General features: G+C 54.0%; 14 protein-coding genes. 6 read left to right on the top strand and 8 right to left on the bottom strand.

The features are described from left to right. Position 1 precedes the first annotated feature (1 nt). Genes VGN67_RS22590 through VGN67_RS22575 form a run of 4 tightly spaced genes read left to right on the top strand, consistent with a single transcriptional unit; the run spans position 2 to position 4,639 of the window. The gene (locus VGN67_RS22590) at positions 2–1,243 is read left to right on the top strand and encodes a glycosyltransferase (protein ID WP_327489449.1); all 1,242 of its coding nucleotides are present in this window, start codon (positions 2–4) and stop codon (positions 1,241–1,243) included. A 44-nt stretch (positions 1,244–1,287) separates the two neighbouring features. Beyond that, complete coding sequence (locus tag VGN67_RS22585) at positions 1,288–2,568, top strand: lipopolysaccharide biosynthesis protein (protein WP_327489447.1); 1,281 nt, start codon at positions 1,288–1,290, stop codon at positions 2,566–2,568. Positions 2,569–2,586: 18 nt separating this feature from the next. Further along, positions 2,587–3,462 carry a glycosyltransferase family 2 protein gene (locus VGN67_RS22580; RefSeq protein WP_327489445.1) on the top strand — a complete coding sequence of 292 codons (876 nt, stop codon included), beginning with the start codon at positions 2,587–2,589 and terminating at the stop codon, positions 3,460–3,462. 4 nt (positions 3,463–3,466) lie between these two features. Then, entirely contained in the window at positions 3,467–4,639 is a 1,173-nt protein-coding gene (locus tag VGN67_RS22575) for a glycosyltransferase family 2 protein (protein ID WP_327489443.1), read from the top strand. 2 nt (positions 4,640–4,641) lie between these two features. On the opposite strand, the gene VGN67_RS22570 is transcribed toward VGN67_RS22575, so the two are convergent. The 8 genes from VGN67_RS22570 to VGN67_RS22535 all read right to left on the bottom strand — a co-directional run bounded on the left by VGN67_RS22570 (position 4,642) and on the right by VGN67_RS22535 (position 13,981). Continuing rightward, entirely contained in the window at positions 4,642–5,853 is a 1,212-nt protein-coding gene (locus VGN67_RS22570; RefSeq protein WP_327489441.1) for a glycosyltransferase family 2 protein, read from the bottom strand. 1 nt (position 5,854) lies between these two features. Then, positions 5,855–6,082 carry an acyltransferase gene (locus tag VGN67_RS24600; RefSeq protein WP_414717367.1) on the bottom strand — a complete coding sequence of 76 codons (228 nt, stop codon included), beginning with the start codon at positions 6,080–6,082 and terminating at the stop codon, positions 5,855–5,857. Between the two features lie 370 nt (positions 6,083–6,452). After that, positions 6,453–7,589 carry a glycosyltransferase family 1 protein gene (locus VGN67_RS22560; protein WP_327489437.1) on the bottom strand — a complete coding sequence of 379 codons (1,137 nt, stop codon included), beginning with the start codon at positions 7,587–7,589 and terminating at the stop codon, positions 6,453–6,455. Between the two features lie 107 nt (positions 7,590–7,696). Further along, positions 7,697–8,065 carry an Hpt domain-containing protein gene (locus VGN67_RS22555; RefSeq protein ID WP_327489435.1) on the bottom strand — a complete coding sequence of 123 codons (369 nt, stop codon included), beginning with the start codon at positions 8,063–8,065 and terminating at the stop codon, positions 7,697–7,699. A gap of 283 nt (positions 8,066–8,348) precedes the next feature. Continuing rightward, positions 8,349–9,842: an amidase gene (locus VGN67_RS22550; RefSeq protein WP_327489433.1), complete on the bottom strand. Its 1,494-nt coding sequence runs from the start codon at positions 9,840–9,842 to the stop codon at positions 8,349–8,351. A gap of 37 nt (positions 9,843–9,879) precedes the next feature. Beyond that, complete coding sequence (locus VGN67_RS22545; protein WP_327489431.1) at positions 9,880–10,977, bottom strand: glycoside hydrolase family 130 protein; 1,098 nt, start codon at positions 10,975–10,977, stop codon at positions 9,880–9,882. A gap of 6 nt (positions 10,978–10,983) precedes the next feature. Beyond that, complete coding sequence (locus VGN67_RS22540) at positions 10,984–12,468, bottom strand: bifunctional metallophosphatase/5'-nucleotidase (RefSeq protein ID WP_327489429.1); 1,485 nt, start codon at positions 12,466–12,468, stop codon at positions 10,984–10,986. Between the two features lie 37 nt (positions 12,469–12,505). After that, positions 12,506–13,981, bottom strand: a complete 1,476-nt coding sequence (locus tag VGN67_RS22535) for a M61 family peptidase (RefSeq protein ID WP_327489427.1) — start codon at positions 13,979–13,981, stop codon at positions 12,506–12,508. Positions 13,982–14,094: 113 nt separating this feature from the next. On the opposite strand from VGN67_RS22535, the gene VGN67_RS22530 reads away from it, so the two are divergent. Continuing rightward, positions 14,095–14,754, top strand: coding sequence for a hypothetical protein (locus VGN67_RS22530; protein ID WP_327489425.1), 660 nt, complete (start codon positions 14,095–14,097; stop codon positions 14,752–14,754). Positions 14,755–14,849: 95 nt separating this feature from the next. Beyond that, complete coding sequence (locus VGN67_RS22525; RefSeq protein ID WP_327490212.1) at positions 14,850–15,482, top strand: acetyltransferase; 633 nt, start codon at positions 14,850–14,852, stop codon at positions 15,480–15,482. Positions 15,483–15,545: the final 63 nt, after the last annotated feature.

Here is a 15,545-nt window from a genome sequence, read left to right as displayed (position 1 = left end):
TATGGCCGCCTACGACATTGTTTGCGTTGCTTTTCCCTCCTGGGAGGGCAACTATGTCAAAAGTACCGTGAAGTTGATGGAAGCGCTGGCACGGCGGCACCGGGTGCTATACATTGACTACCAGTATACCTGGAAAGATGCCCTGATGGGAGTTCTGAAACCCGGTACTGTTCCGGTAAGCCGCCTGCTCGGGCTATCGGGGAGGCTCCGGGAGGTAAAGGTGGGCGAGGCCACGGTTCATGTACTGACGCCGCCGCCGGTACTACCAGTCAACTTTCTGACCCATACCCGCTTGTACGACGGTTTGCAGCGCCTGAACGCCCGCCTGGTACTAAGAGCCGTCCGGAACGCCTACCACCAGCTGGCGATTCAAAACCCGGTGGTAATCAATGCCTTCAATCCTTCGGTGGGAATACCCCTGGCGGGAAAGCTCGGAGAGCAGTGCCTTATTTACTACTGCTATGATGAGATAAGTACCTGCGCCTGGGCCCAAAAACACGGAGCCCGCTCCGAAAAAAACTTCGTGGAGACAACGGATGCCGTAGTAGTCTCGTCAGATGGACTACTGACTTCCAAGAAACCATTCGGCAAGCCTGTCTACCTGGTCCACAACGGAGTAGATTTCGAGGAATTTCAGAAAATTGATATACCTGCTTCTGAACCGGCTACCCCCAAAGCGATGGGCTACGTAGGCAGTATTGATAGCCGCCTCAACTACGACCTGCTGACCGACCTGGCCCGCAGGCTTCCCGGACAGGAACTGGTGATGGTGGGGCGCATTGTGTATGACAAGCCACACGTTCAGGCCGCTATTGAAGCCCTGCGTGCCCTGCCAAACGTGCGCTTTACGGGTGCCAAAACTCCCCAAGAGCTTCCGGGCATACTGGCCGGGTTTCAGGTCGGGCTTATTCCTTTTGTAAAAAATGAGCAGACGGCGGCTATTTACCCGATGAAAATCAATGAGTACCTGGCCGTCGGGCTACCCGTGGTCAGTACTGACTTTGCCCCGCTGGAAGCATTCGGTGAAGTGGTGGCTGTTTGCCCGACAAAAAATAGCTTTATAGAAGCCGTTCGGGCGGCCAGAGGGCCTGCTTCCTGGCAGGCCCGGCAGGAGCGGATTGAGGTGGCGCGGCAAAACTCATGGCCGGAACGGGCGCGGGAGCTGGAGGCTATTATTGACAAAGTTATCCGTGACAAAAACGGGAAAAATGTGGCCAAGCCGGGGGCAGTAGCACCGGTATAGTATACGAGTAGTAAAGATTCAAACCCTAAACCTCCGCTATTTCTTTGGTCCTGAAAAAACTTTTACAAAATCCCCGTCTGCTTTCCCTGGCCGGAGTAGGCGTCAGTGCCGCTTCCGGGTTTCTGGGCGTAATGGTACTGGCGCGTACCCTTACACCAACCGAGCTGGGTACCTGGATCCTGTACCTGACCGTCTGGACATTCCTGGACATGCTCAGGTCGGGGCTGGTTCATACGGCCCTGGTCCGTTACCACGCCGCCACCCGCGACAACCGCTACACCGGTGCTACCTGGGCCATTAGCGGCGCTTTTACGGTGGTGGTGAGCCTGCTGGTGGGAGGTGCGGGGCTGATAGGGCTGGAGCTTCCCGACGAATGGCGGCTGGTACTTCCACAGCTGCCCTGGCTGCTGCTGGCTACCTGGCCCTACAGCGTGGCGCTCTGGCAACGCCAGGCCGAGGGGCGCTTCGACCATATTCTGCGGCTGCGGCTGGGCTTTACGGTACCCTTTCTGGTATTTGTAACGCTGGGCTTCTGGCAGAAGTGGTCCCTGGAAAGCATTGCCTGGGCGCAGACGGGCCTGTACCTGCTGGTGTCAATAGGGGCCGTAGGGGCCGGATGGACGCACTGGCAGGCCCTGCGTACGTTTCAGCGGCAGCAGCTGCGTGAGCTGTGGAACTTTGGAAAATACACGATTGGTACGTTGCTATGTACCAATCTGCTCAAAAGCTCCGATACCTTCCTGCTCGGGTACTACCTTTCTTCGGCGGCCGTAGCGGCTTACAACCTTCCCTACAAACTAATTGAAATAGTAGAGATCCCGCTGCGCAGCGTTATGGCTACCCTGCTGCCCCAGCTTTCGCAGTACGGGGAAAAAGGCAGTTTGCAGCAGGCGAAAGCCCTATTTTTCAAAGAACTAAAGCTGCTGACGCTGGTATTGGTACCGGTAAGTATCCTGTGCTTTATCCTGGCCGAGCCGCTGGTAGTACTGCTGGGAGGCGAAGCCTACCGCGACTCCGCTATTTTGCTGCGGGTATTCGCGGTGTACAGCCTGTTCCTGCCCGCCGACCGGCTCATTGGCGTCACGCTGGACAGCCTGGGCCGCCCCCGCTTCAACACGATCAAGGTAGTACTCATGGCGGCGTTTAATATCATTGGCGACGTAGTTGTGCTGCATTACTGGCAGCAGCCGGTGCCGGTGGCCGTGGTTACCATTGGTACCGTGGTGGTGGGAGTGGTGTTTGGCGGCATTGTCCTGAGAAATGTATTTGCGAGCGAAGTACCGGAGACAGAGGTTGAAAATAAAGTACTTACTGCAACGCCCTAACCCATCGAACCCAACCTCATGCGCCCTCTTGTATCGATCATTACTGTCAATTACGATCAGCCGCAGGTCACGGCGGAGCTACTGCGTAGCCTGCGGGAGGTCACGTATCCAAACGTCGAGATTTGGGTGGTAGATAATGGGAGCCCGAAGCAGGGCATCGACGAGCTGATTCCGCTTTTCCCGGAGGTGCATTTCCTGAAAAGTACTACTAATCTGGGTTTTGCGGGGGGAAATAATCTGGCCGTACGGCAGGCAAAGGGCAAGTACCTGCTTTTCATCAACAACGACACCGAAGTACCTCCCGGCTTCCTGGAACCACTGGTGGAGCGGATGGAAGCGGACCCGACGATAGGCATGGTGAGCCCAAGGATTAAGTACTACTACGAAGATAACCTGATTCAGTACGCGGGCTGTACCGAAATAAACTCGCTGACCGGACGAGGACATTTTATAGGGCACCGACAGAAAGACGACGGAAGCTACAACCAAAGTGGCCCCACCGCCTATATCCATGGAGCCGCTATGCTGGTTTCGCGGGCATTAATAGAAAAAACGGGCCTGATGGACGACGCCTATTTTCTGTACTACGAAGAGCTGGACTGGTGCGCCCGGGCCCGTCGCGATGGCTTTGGGGTATGGTACGTGGCGGAGTCAGAAATTTTACACAAAGAGTCGGTTTCTACCGGTAAGCAAAGTCCGCTAAAGGTATACTACCAGACCCGCAACCGGGTGCTGTTTCTCCGCCGTAACTACCGTAGCTGGCAACGCCTTGCCGGCCTGGCCTTTTTTTCCTGTATCTCTATTCCCAAAAATACATTGACCTACCTCCTCAAAAAACGCTGGGATTACCTCGCTGCTTTCTGGCGGGGCGTAACCTGGAACCTGACCAACTAACTCTATGGAACTCCTGACTCTGCTGGCTTACCTGCTCTTTTCTGCTACGGCCTTCGTTACACTTTATCTGTTTGTATTTGCCGTAGCGGGTATGTTCCGAAAGCCTGCTACCTACCATCCCGAAGCCAGACCGCGGCAGCGGCGGATGGCGGTTTTTCTACCCTCCTACAAAGAAGATGCGGTCATTGTGGATTCGGCCGTGCGGGCGCTGGAGCAGAAGTACCCAAAAGATAGGTTTGAGGTAGTAGTTATTGCAGATTCCCTCCAACCCGATACACTGGTTAAGCTGCGGGCGTTGCCCATCCGGGTGGTGGAGGTAGTATTTGAGACTTCTACCAAGGCTAAGGCCCTCAATGCGGCTTTACAACAACTGGACGGCCAGTTTGAGGTGGCAGTCGTTCTGGATGCCGACAATGTCATGGCTCCTGACTTTCTGGATCGGGTCAGTCAGGCGATGGAGCGGGGCTGGAAAGTAGTACAGGGCCACCGAACCGCCAAGAATACCAACACGGGTACGGCCATACTGGATGCGGTCAGTGAAGAGATCAACAACCATATATTCCGTAAAGGGCACCGGGTACTGGGGCTGTCGTCTGCGCTGATTGGCTCAGGCATGGCCTTTGACTATACTTTGTTTATAGAATTGATGACCGAGATTCAGGCTATCGGGGGTTTTGATAAGGAACTGGAAATGCGGCTTCTCAAGCAGCGTATCCGGATTGAGTACCTGGATGATGCTCTTTGCTACGACGAAAAAGTACAGAATGCGGCCGTTTTTGAAAAGCAGCGTACCCGCTGGATCGCGGCGCAGATTAAGTACCTGCGGCTCAACTTTTGGCCGGGTATAGCCCATCTGCTCCGGGGCAATATTGATTACTTCGACAAAGTAGTACAAACCATGCTTCCTCCTCGGGTTATGCTGCTGGGCGGTCTGGTGGGGGCTACTGTACCGGTTTGGCTGATCTGGGGACTAAGTACCTTGTCCTGGTTCGTAACGATTCAGCTGGCGATGCTGGTAGCTACGTTTTATATCTCTACTCCTCCGGCGCTACGTCAAAAATTGGGCTGGCGGGAGTTTAGCCAGGTACCAGCCCTGTTTATTCGGTTTTTTAAATCAATTCTTAAAATGGGTGAAGCACAAAAGAAATTTATCCATACCCCACACGGTACCGAATAGACTTACTCGGCCCGCCGGACCTTTTCCCAGATACCTGATGTAGTGCCCCGCCGGTAGCGCATGTAGCCCAGAATAGCGCACCAGTTCATAAAAGAAAAGTAGTAAGGGACAAACAGCAGCTTCACGCGGATCTTTCGGTTTTCGAGTACATTACCTACCAGCGCGGCGGCGTAAAAGCCCAGCTGCGCCGCCAGAATAAGCCGGTAAGCCGGTGCCGAAAGTACGCCTTCCTGCGGCAGCAGGGCCAGCGGAATATTCAGCAGCAAAATCAGAGGCAGGCAGAAAGGCGCCACCGCCCAGCGCATAGCCCGGTGTGACACGTACTGAAAGGTAAGCCAGCCGTGCCGGAATATATTCAGCAGGTACTTCAGCCGACCAATAGCCTGAAAGCCCCCCGCCGCAATGCGGACCTTCCGCTTTTGTTCATCATTGATAGAAAAAGACGGGCGTTCCAGCGCGTAGGCTTCGGGTTCGTAAATGACGCGGTAACCGTGCCCGGCTATACGTAAGGAAATAACAAAGTCATCCAGCAGCGTATCTTTTTCTACGTGCCCGTAGAGGCTGGTACGAACGGCAAATAGCTCACCGGCCGCGCCCACTACGCTGTGTAGCTCGGTATCAAGTTTCTTTAGAAAAGACTCATACTTCCAGTACAGCCCCTCCCCGGCTCCGGCGGCAGCCTCACTTTCAAGTACCTCTATTCGCTTTTCACCAGCTACCGCCCCCACCTGCGGATCTTTAAAGTGCCGCACCAGGTTCCGGATCGCTTTGGGATTCAGGGTCGTGTTGGCATCGGTAAAGATAACCAGAGGGGTGGTGACCTGGGGCATGGCCATGTTCATCGCTTCAATCTTGCCCCGCCGCTCACTCCCTCCCAGTACCCGCAGATTCGGGTACTGCCCCCGCTGGGCTTCCAGTAGTTCGGTGGTACCATCGGTGGAGCCTTCCGTCACAAACAGCAGCTGCAGGCGATCGGTCGGGTAGTCAAGGGCCAAAGAATTTTGAAGCTTGGTCTCAATGTACCCCCGCTCGTTGTACGCAGGTACTACCAGGGTTACCTCGGGCAGGTAGTCCGGATCGTTCATTATAGGCTGGGTAATTCCAAAGGCTTTCCGGATTTTTATCAGCAGCCACACCACCAGACCATAGCCTACGTAGGTGTAGCCGACCAGGAAGATTCCCAGCCAGAAGAAGATTTCGAGGAGGAGTTTCATATTAAGGGTTGAGTTGCTTGATTACCTTGGCGGGTACGCCCCCCACCATTGTATAGGGGGGGACATCTTTGGTCACAACGGCTCCGGCCGCTACTACGGCTCCTTCACCGATCCGGACGCCTTTCAGTACCATGCTCCGCGTAGCGAGCCACACGTTATCTTCCAGTATAACGGCTTCGGGAGCGGGTTCTTCGTCACGATTGGCAGTACCATGAAAATCATTATCCATAATAATGACCTGATTGGCGATCTGGCAGTTGCGGCCAATCTGGATCAGGTGCCGGGCCGAAAGAATAGTACCTGTATTAATAAAGGTACCTTCTCCGATTATGATCCGGGCGCCCTTACCCGCCGAGAGCTGGGTGGTACCCAGGTGTGACCATATTTTGGCTCCGTTGTTAATGATGATTTTGCCGGCACCCTCAATTCGAGGAAATCCCCGTACCGTTACGTACTTGCCCACCTGGCTGCATTTGCGCAGGGCAAACCGCGCATTCAGGAGCCGGGTAGCGCCGGAGCTGAGGCGTTTGGCAAAAGCACCCGGTAGCCAGGCATCGGGATTTTCAATTCGTACGCGATCTAGTTCCAGCCGTAAACGATCAATCATGCGAGGGTTTTATTTGTTCGTAGATGTGCAGCATAGTGCGGGCGGTATACTCCCAGGTAAACAGGGCCGGGCGCTTCAACCCTTCGGCAATCTTTTTTTGCCGGAGTGGTAGGTCCAGCAGGGCTTTTTTCATCGTAGCTGTTATGTCATCCGCATTCGTGGGGTCCACCAGGAAAGCCGCATCTCCGGCTACCTCCGGCATAGCAGCGGCATTGGATGTAATAACGGGTACCCCGCAGGTCATAGCTTCCAGTATAGGAAGCCCGAAGCTCTCGCGCAGCGATGGATACAGAAATACCTCGCATTGGTGGTACACAGAGGGTAAGTACTGTCCGGGTATATAGCCGGGAAAGACCATCTGCGCCATCAGTTCTCTCTTTCCAAGGGTACTGAGAATGGCTTCAATAATTTCGGGGGCTATGTCGGCAATAACCAGCTTTACATCAGGAACCGACTCGGCCAGCTGCGCATAGGCTTTTATAACGGTAGGCATGTTCTTCTTGGGATCAGTATTGCCCAGAAAAAAGAAAAAACGCTCCGGAAGCTTAAAACGCTCCTTTACCCATAGCTGCTCATCCATGTTGGGCGGGGTAGAAAACCGGTTGCTTACCCCGTTATAGGCTACCTCTACGGCATTGTCGGGTAGCTGTAATGTTTTTTGGATCCGCTCTTTCTCGTAATGAGACACCGTCACGATCTTCTCGCACTTTTTTATAATCTTAGGTACTACCCACCGGCGGTACATATTGCCAAAGCGCTGGTAAGAGGTCTGCGTATTAGGACCCGTCATCTTTTCCATAAAAATAACGTCATGCAGCGTCACTACCAGCGGTACTCCGGGCCAGATGGGGGCCGTATTGGCGGTGCAGTGCAGTACATCTATACCGTATTTTCGTGCGTATGAGGGAAGTTGTATCTGCTCCCAGGTAGCGTAGTTGCTGCCTGGAATGGGGACAATCCGGCAGTTAGGTGAATCGGTTAAGCATACATCCTCATCAGGCTTTACAAAAACGAAGTACTCATGAGGTGTATCCAGGTGTTGTAAGGCCTTTACAAGTTCCAACGCCACTACATCCATCCCGTGCTTTTTAGGCCTGAACAATCTTTGCGCTTCAATACCGATTTTCATCAAAACTACTTGTGGGTTTAGGACTTAAGGTACTTTGGGTAGCTATAGCAAAAATCGCGCCGTTCAATTTTTCCCTTTTACCCCTATCGTTTGAAAGCGTACTCCCATTACATACTTTCTCCCAGCCGGGCTACTTCTTCTTCCAGAATGGGTTTCATGCGGCGCAGTTCCGCTGATATTTCCTGGTACAGGGTCGGCAGCGCCGTACGGTCCGATTCATAGCGGGCAATTCGTTCAAAAGCTTCTACTTTAGGGTGAAGCCAGGTAAGGCCCACCATCGAGAAAGAGGGTTTGAGTCCGTGAGCTAGGTCACCAGCCTGACTGTACTGTCCGGACTGGAGCAGCTCACCCATATCATCCCAGCGGGGCAACGAATCCGCCAGGAAAGTTTCCAGCATAATATTGATAATAACAGCGTCGTCTCCGTAGATCTGCTGTAAATAATCGACATCAAGAGCAGGATTCAGGTTGAGCATAAAAAATAAGAGATAGAAAGTTTTGTATTGAGGTATAACTTCCAACAAAAAGCAGGCCGGATTGCCGTACTAATACCAGAGAATGGCCTGGCCTAAGCCTTGTAACCCGGTGGTGTGGAGGAACTCTGTGGACCTGAGTACTACGGCAAAGCCTGAGTAGCAAAGGTAAAATCGAAATTAGCGAGTTATTGTGGAATAACCAATCCTTACTCTAACTTAATATTGTACCTACAACACACTGCTTTGGTAGTAGGCTAAGAACAGACAGCCCAAGCCCCCGAAGCTACCCCAGAGCGGGACGACGGTCGGCCCAGGGATGCGCCTGCTCGAGCTGGGCGGCCAGCCGGAACATAAGGTCCTCTTCGCCCATCCGTCCCGTAAACATTACCCCAATGGGTAGGTTTTTCTCGGTCCAGTGCATAGGTACCGCCATGGACGGCTGCCCGGTAATGTTGGCCATGGTGGTATAGGGAATATAGCTGAATGTACGCTCCGCGACCTGCTCTATGATTTTAGATCCTTTCAGAAAGCTGTAGCCGCCGGTAGTCTGGAGAATTTTCAGCAGGAAGTTCTCGGTGTTGGTATTCTGCAGTTCCCCAATCCGGATGGGGGGCCGTGCCATCACGGGCGTCAGAAACAGGTCGTACTGCTGGTGGAAAGTCGCCATAGTCCGCGACAGTTCGTTCCATTTGTACATAGCGTGGGCATAGTCGGCGGCGGAGTACGCTTCGCCTAGCTTGGCCACGAGCCAGGTATTGGGTTCTACGTCGTCTTTCTGAATGGGTCGCCCCAGCCACTTGCTCAGGTGGCGAATGGTCGAAGAGGTTTCGCCCATGTATACGGGCATAAAGGCTTCAAGAAATATTTCGGGTTCAAAGGGAACAGGTACTTCTTCTACCTCATGGCCCAGCGACAGCAGCAGCCGGGCGGCCTTTTCTACGGCCCGGACACAGTCAACATCCACCTTATGCCACGACAGCGGGTGCTGGGTAGTAAAGCCAATGCGGAGTTTTCCGGTGGCGGTACCGACTTCCTGAAGGTAAGGGCGCTCGGGAGCCTGAACCACAAACGGGTCACCGGGCGTATAGCCATTCAGCAGGTCAAGCAGGAGCGCGCTGTCGCGTACCGTACGGGTAACGGAACCATTGACCACCGCCCCTCCCCAGGCCTGCCCCACCAGGGGGCCCAGCGATATGCGGCCACGCGTGGGCTTGAGGCCAAAAAGACCGCAGCAGGAGGCCGGAATCCGGATAGAGCCGCCGCCGTCCGAAGCGGTGGCCGCCGGTACTATACCCGCCGCTACCGCCGCCGCCGACCCGCCACTCGACCCGCCCGTCGAGTAGTCAAGGTTCCAGGGATTACGAGCTGGCCCAAAAGCGGTAGGTTCGGTAAAGGGAGTCAGGCCAAACTCGGGGGTATTGGTCTTGCCGAAGAAAACCAGTCCGGCTTTCCGGCAGCGCTCTACGTAGTAGCTGTCTACGCTGGATACATACTTAAAATAAGCTTTGTTGCCTGAGCGCAAAGGCGTACCCGCCCAGTCCAGCCCCAGATCCTTGAGCAGGAAAGGTACCCCCCGCAGGGGAGCCTCCGCCGACAGCTCGTCTACCATTTTATATCCTTCTTCGTACAGCGGATGGATAATGGCGTTAAGCTTTGGGTTCAGGTTCTCGGCCAGTTTCCGGGCAATCTCCAGTAACTCACGCGGGGTCACCTCTCCCTGCCTCACGAGTTCGGCCAGCCCCATGGCGTCGTATTGGATGTATTCTGCGGTAGTCATAGTGGTTGATGAAGAAAGTACCTGCGTAGGGAAGCTTTTACCGTAACGGGGCCGACGCTGCCGCTATCTTGGAGTCGGCGGTACCGTAGTACAGCCACCAGCGCCCTTTGTACGGAACGAGCGCCTCCAGGAACGTTACGTTATTAACCTGCCCGGTTATTTCGTAGGGCTTATCGGGCTTCATAAAGTAACTTTTCGTTCGGTCGATAAGTTTATCGGGCTCTTCGGCACTGAACAGAAACTGCCCGGCGGCGTAAGTACCTTCGGGTAGTTGGATGGTACCCGTTTTGGCATCGTGCATGCTGTTATAAATCAGGACAATGCCCCGGGCCGTCAGAATAGCCGGCGGACCGGGTTCCAGCAGGCGGTTGTCAAACTGACCCGCCCGTACTTCGGCCACGGCTTTCAGCGACTTGTCGCCCCGGATCAGCGGGTACCAGTTAATGAGGTCGTCGGATACGGCTGCGTACAACTGCGGCTGGTCGCCCCAGTACATCCAGTACTTACCACTGATTTTCGTAGCTATCAGTTTATCGCCTACGCGCCGGCACACCACCGAGCCCGACTTGGACCAGTAGTCTTCGCCCCCGCCTTTGATAAAATTCTTGAACACAGGCCCGTGTTTCTGCCAGCTGAGCAGGTCTTGGGAGGTAGCTACGCACAGTCGGGCTTTGTCGCCATCGTAGGCGGAGTAGGTCATTACGTAGGTACCATCGGAGGTTTCGACCACACGCGGGTCTTCTACGCCTCCTTCCCACTCGTATTTTTTGTAAGCGTCGTTGTCCGGATAAAAAACCGGTTGGGGAAGGCGCTTAAAATGCAGACCGTCGCTACTGGTAGCGAGGCCAATGCGGGAGGTACCGTTGTATTTGCCCACGGTATCCTCGGCCCGGTACAGCAGGTATATCTTTCCGTTTCGGACTACGGCCGCCGGATTAAAAACATCCTTTTGTTCCCAGTGTACCGTTTCGCCCCGTACGGGGCAGTCGAAGGTAGCGGTAGCGCTGGGGGTAAGTACCGGATTGGCCTTATCGTGTTTGCGAAAAGGACCCAGTGTCCACGACTGCCCGAAGGCGAAGCAGGTACTTAGCGTAAAGAAAAACAACACTGGCAAACGCACGTAGAAAGTTTTCATAAGACGCTATTTCTTCAGATGGCTGATAAATACTTTACGGATATCTGAGCGGGGGTCTTCCCGGGCAGGGGTCACCACGGCTTTTACCCCGGGGTGGGTGGGCAGCAGGAAACTCATACCAAACTCTTTACCCGTCATCAAAAAGTCGGGTAGTACTACTTTGTAAGTACCCTGGAGGTCAAGCGGAGCGTCCGCTACCTGCCAGGTGCCGGTCGGCGGGTCGTAGCGGGCGTTGTGGTGGTGCAGAAAACCTCCCTTACCCCGGCTGAGCCGACCGGCCTCCAGTACTTTCTGAAGCAGGTCGCCAGTCATGGTTACCTGCGAAATTCCCCCTCCAAAAGGCAGAATACGTACAATGTCATACTGCGATATATCCTCTTGGAGTACGTCGTCCACGCGTACCGAGCCGCCGTTGAACAGGGCCAGGTCACTGCCCGGAAAGGCTTCATACATACTGCTGGCGATGGTGCTGGTCAGGACCGAGTGTTCGGTTCGTACCGTGGCTTCGCGCCCATCCCAGGGTACCGGGGTCGTGTATACTACCTCGTCGGGAGCAAACCCCAGTTCCCGGAAGCTTTCGGCGGCGATTTGCTGCCATTTGGCTACGACAGCCGCGGTTCGTGGCTCTTCGGGTACCAATTCGTTAATGGTTTTTAACCTTGATTTTACGCGGGCACTTTTGCGTCTGGGATTAACACGCAGCCGGTGAATGTACACCGTTTTGGCGTTAGCGTCGGCTTTGGCAATGGTTACCGGGCCTATCCGTTCCCTGATGTGATCGTGGTCGTGGCCGCCCATGATTAAGGTCAGGCCGGGAAACTGTTCGGCCAGGCGACGGTCATCGGCCATTTCCAGATGGGTCAGCGCCACTACTACGTCGCAGCGGTTTTTGAGATCTTCGTACTCCCGTCGCGCCGCTTCAAAGGGGTCGGTAACCTCCACAAAGTCTTTCTGCACCGGCAAGCACAGCGCAAACATTCCTACCCGCACCTGGCCATTATCCAGGATTACCGAGGTAGGAAAAGCGGCTCCATCCTTCGAGAAAGGCACGGTTTTATCCTGCTGCCGTAGCTGCATATTGGCAATAATCCACCTGAACCGGGACTCTTCGATACGCTTGCTGAGTACGGTGGGGGCTTCTTCATCGTAGTCAAACTCGTGGTTGCCAAAGGTAACGTACTCTACTCCCGCGCTGTTCATTACCTCCACCATTTGCCGACCCCGGATACGATCGCCCTCGTGGCGCAGAGTACCTATCACCGACGGACTCAGAAAATCGCCGGCGTGGACAAAGTAGGTACTCTCCGGATTTTTCCGGCGTAGCTCCTGGTTAATGTGGGCTACCCGGGCCATACCCCCCGCCTTGCCGTGATCCAGGGGAGCGATTTCGTATACATCATTGATATGAAGAAACGTAATGGTACGGCCCGACCGGCAGGCGGTGAAGAGCACGAGCGGTAGCCACGCAAGCAGTAAAGTAATTTTTTTCATGTAGGGCAATAGGTTGGCTAATAAGCGGGGCGAGACCTCATCCTTCCTCCTCTTCTTCGGTAAGTACGTAGGCCGAAGTAAGCCAGCGTTCCCGCTGAAGCGTAGCGCGGGCGTCGTCCAGTACGTTCAGCTGTACATTACCATTGCTGAAAGTAGTCATTTGCAGGCCAACAAAAGAGAGCGCCTCGTTGAGCCGGGCCTCCAGCGGCGTATTCGTCGTGATACACTCCTGCCAGTACCAGTCAAGGGGCTGTTCGGCTACTTCTTCCACAATAGCTTTGTAGTCGTCGAGGGTGTAGCCCACAAACGGCTTGCCGAACCGCTGCCACAGCAGACGCATGACGTCATCAATCGACCGCGCGTGGTTATGCTTTTTGCGCAGGTACAGGTCCAGGATCATCGCCACGAGCGCGCCTTTGTGGTACACCGACACCTTGCGCCGGGGAATACCTTTCTCGTAGCCATCCAGCCACAGGTCCAGCGACGACTCTATCAGCGACTGCGAAGCCCCGGCGCTGTGTTCAAAATGCCGCTTCATGTATACCTGCAGCTCCTTGAAGTAGGCTTCGTCGTTAAAAACCCCCGACCGCCTCAGGAACAGGTCGCCGTAGTAGGTAGTACATCCTTCGGCCACAAAGCAGGTCGGAAAATAATTTTCCCGGGTAAAATCGTAGGGCAAAAGCTCAGCCGGACGAATCCGGATAATGTTCCAGGCGTGGAAAAGCTCGTGGGAACTGACCCCCAGCAGGTCGGTGTAGAGGCCTTCTCCTTCATCATCCGGCCCCAGCACTATCATGGTCGAGTTGCGGTGCTCTACCCCGTGGTAAAAGGCCGTGGGCAGAATCAGGTTCAGGAAGTGAAATTCTTTTTCGGGAAATTCGCGCATCATGGCTATTTGCTCGCGGGAAAAGCGGGCGAAGTCGGTCCGGATGCGCTTCCAGTTCGGGCGCAGGTTGCCGTACATCCACACGTGAAAGTGTACGCCGCCTTCCTCGTACTGCTCGTGCTGCAGGGAATCCGAAGCCAGCAGCGGGCTATCAACCAGCTGATAAAAATCTTCTGCCCGCAGGCTGTGCTTTTCTACCTGGGGCATACCGCAAGCTACTTCGTAGCCATCCGGCAGGGCCAGCTCAATCCGGCACGGTTCGTCTATACGTCCTTCGGTATAAAAACAAAAATTTATAAAGTTAAGGTACCAAAGGTCTTCGTCCACGTAGCTGCTGCCGGCGTTCTGAATATTGGCGTAAAAATTATAGCTGATTACAACCTCCTGCTCCCCCGTGGTATCTATTAGCCAGCGATCTTTGGTAACTTTGCGGAACGACCGGAGCTGGCCCGAACCTCCCTGTACTTCCAGGCGTTGTATGTATTTGGCAAAATTCTGGATTTCGTAGCGACCGGGACGCCAGGCGGGAAGTTGTACTTCAATGGACTCGCTTTGAATTGCCGGGATAGTGTAACGTATCTCTATAAAGCGAGAAGCCGGATCGGCTACGGAAATTTGGTATAACATGGGCAAGGGGGTTCGGAAAATGTCCGCTCAGTCTAATTCGGGTCCGGTTAATAAACCAAACAGTTTATTGAATTCGTTACTACTAATCAGTAAAAATAGCAATCCTTTTTAAAATGAAAAGATTTATCCCCATATTAATAGTAATAGTAGCCTTTGGCGCAACCCACAACGAGGTCATAGCTCAGAACGAAGAGTATTATAAAATAGACAGTACCCGTAACGAACGCCCGCGTCGCCCAACCGATACCTCGACCCCTGTACCTCCGGTGGTAGAGGAGCAACCGCAACAGGACGGGGTACCGCCCCTGAGTGAGCGTATCCGACTGGGTGGCAGCTTTGGCCTGGGTTTTGGTACTGTTACCAATATTAACCTCTCCCCCATGGCGGGTCTTCAGCTTACCGATAAACTGGTAGGAGGGGTGGGCGTAACCTACATGTGGCTGTACTCACGCCGCCTGGGCGTCAACAACAACTACTACGGCGGGCGTACCTTTCTGATGTACTCCATCCTGCCCATGATAACCCTGCAGGCCGAATACGAGGGTATGAACGTTCAGTACTACAACCCCACCGAAAGACGGAATCAACGCATGTGGATTGGCTCACCCCTGGTAGGAGGCGCTTACACCCAGCCCCTCGGAGGCCGTTACACCCGGGCCGTACACATGACTCTGCTCTATAATCTCAACCATCAGAATCAGCTGAACCCTTTCACCGGCCGCAATATTTCTCCCTATATCAGTCCTTTCGTATTCAGAATTACGTTCCTTTAAGCTACAGCCGGAGCTAAGTACCTGATTCAGTTCTATGAATTAGCCCTGCTGGTTCCGTACCTTTGGCCCTTATTTTAAAGTACTACTACTATACTATGGAGAATCCGGTTTTGATTTTTGGCGCAGGAAGCATCGGTAACCAGGTCTACGATATTTTTCGTCGCAACGGGGTGCTGATCTACGGCTTTCTGGATGATAATAAAGAATTACAGGGGAAAGAAATAGGCGAGGCAAGCATATTAGGTGACACCGACGACGGCGGCTTTCTGAAGGTCATCGGTTCCAAGTGCGAAGCCTTTGTGGCCGTTGGCGAGCGGGTTGTACGCGAGCAGCTGGTGGAAATGCTCAATGAGCGCCGCAAAACCATGCCCGTCAATGCCATTCATGACAAAGCTGTCGTATCAGAATTGGCTTCGCTGGGGCACGGCAATCTGATCGCCGCGCAGGTTTCGGTGGCCGCCAGTACGCAGATCGGCCACCACTGTCAAATCCAGACCGGGGCCATACTGGAAACTTTTGTGCAGGTCGGCGACTTTGTGAATATAGGGCCGGGAGCGATTATCAATGATCGCGTAGCCATCGGGAACGGCGCTTTCGTAGGTTCGGGCGCCATTCTGGTAGCGGGGGTCCAAATCGGGAAAAACGCCCGGATCGGGGCCGGTTCGGTAGTTATTGAGAATGTATCCGACGGAGCTACGGTATTTGGTAATCCGGCCAAAAAATTATAGACATAAAGTTTCAGGGGGCAGTAAGACAATAAATTAGCAGTCAAGCTTTTTAATTATTCTGAA

This window comes from Telluribacter sp., from assembly GCF_035998675.1.
Classification (GTDB): Bacteria; Bacteroidota; Bacteroidia; order Cytophagales; family Spirosomataceae; genus Telluribacter.
This window is presented reverse-complemented; position numbering and strand designations above follow the sequence as displayed.

Excerpts from the sequence above, each read along its gene's own strand:
- VGN67_RS22590 (WP_327489449.1), top strand. The coding sequence starts at position 2 with ATGGCCGCCTACGACATTGTTTGCGTTGCTTTTCCCTCCTGGGAGGGC.
- VGN67_RS22580 (WP_327489445.1), top strand. The coding sequence starts at position 2,587 with ATGCGCCCTCTTGTATCGATCATTACTGTCAATTACGATCAGCCGCAG.
- VGN67_RS22575 (WP_327489443.1), top strand. The coding sequence starts at position 3,467 with ATGGAACTCCTGACTCTGCTGGCTTACCTGCTCTTTTCTGCTACGGCC.
- VGN67_RS22570 (WP_327489441.1), bottom strand. The coding sequence starts at position 5,853 with ATGAAACTCCTCCTCGAAATCTTCTTCTGGCTGGGAATCTTCCTGGTC.
- VGN67_RS24600 (WP_414717367.1), bottom strand. The coding sequence starts at position 6,082 with ATGGATAATGATTTTCATGGTACTGCCAATCGTGACGAAGAACCCGCT.
- VGN67_RS22560 (WP_327489437.1), bottom strand. The coding sequence starts at position 7,589 with ATGAAAATCGGTATTGAAGCGCAAAGATTGTTCAGGCCTAAAAAGCAC.
- VGN67_RS22555 (WP_327489435.1), bottom strand. The coding sequence starts at position 8,065 with ATGCTCAACCTGAATCCTGCTCTTGATGTCGATTATTTACAGCAGATC.
- VGN67_RS22550 (WP_327489433.1), bottom strand. The coding sequence starts at position 9,842 with ATGACTACCGCAGAATACATCCAATACGACGCCATGGGGCTGGCCGAA.
- VGN67_RS22545 (WP_327489431.1), bottom strand. The coding sequence starts at position 10,977 with ATGAAAACTTTCTACGTGCGTTTGCCAGTGTTGTTTTTCTTTACGCTA.
- VGN67_RS22540 (WP_327489429.1), bottom strand. The coding sequence starts at position 12,468 with ATGAAAAAAATTACTTTACTGCTTGCGTGGCTACCGCTCGTGCTCTTC.
- VGN67_RS22535 (WP_327489427.1), bottom strand. The coding sequence starts at position 13,981 with ATGTTATACCAAATTTCCGTAGCCGATCCGGCTTCTCGCTTTATAGAG.
- VGN67_RS22530 (WP_327489425.1), top strand. The coding sequence starts at position 14,095 with ATGAAAAGATTTATCCCCATATTAATAGTAATAGTAGCCTTTGGCGCA.
- VGN67_RS22525 (WP_327490212.1), top strand. The coding sequence starts at position 14,850 with ATGGAGAATCCGGTTTTGATTTTTGGCGCAGGAAGCATCGGTAACCAG.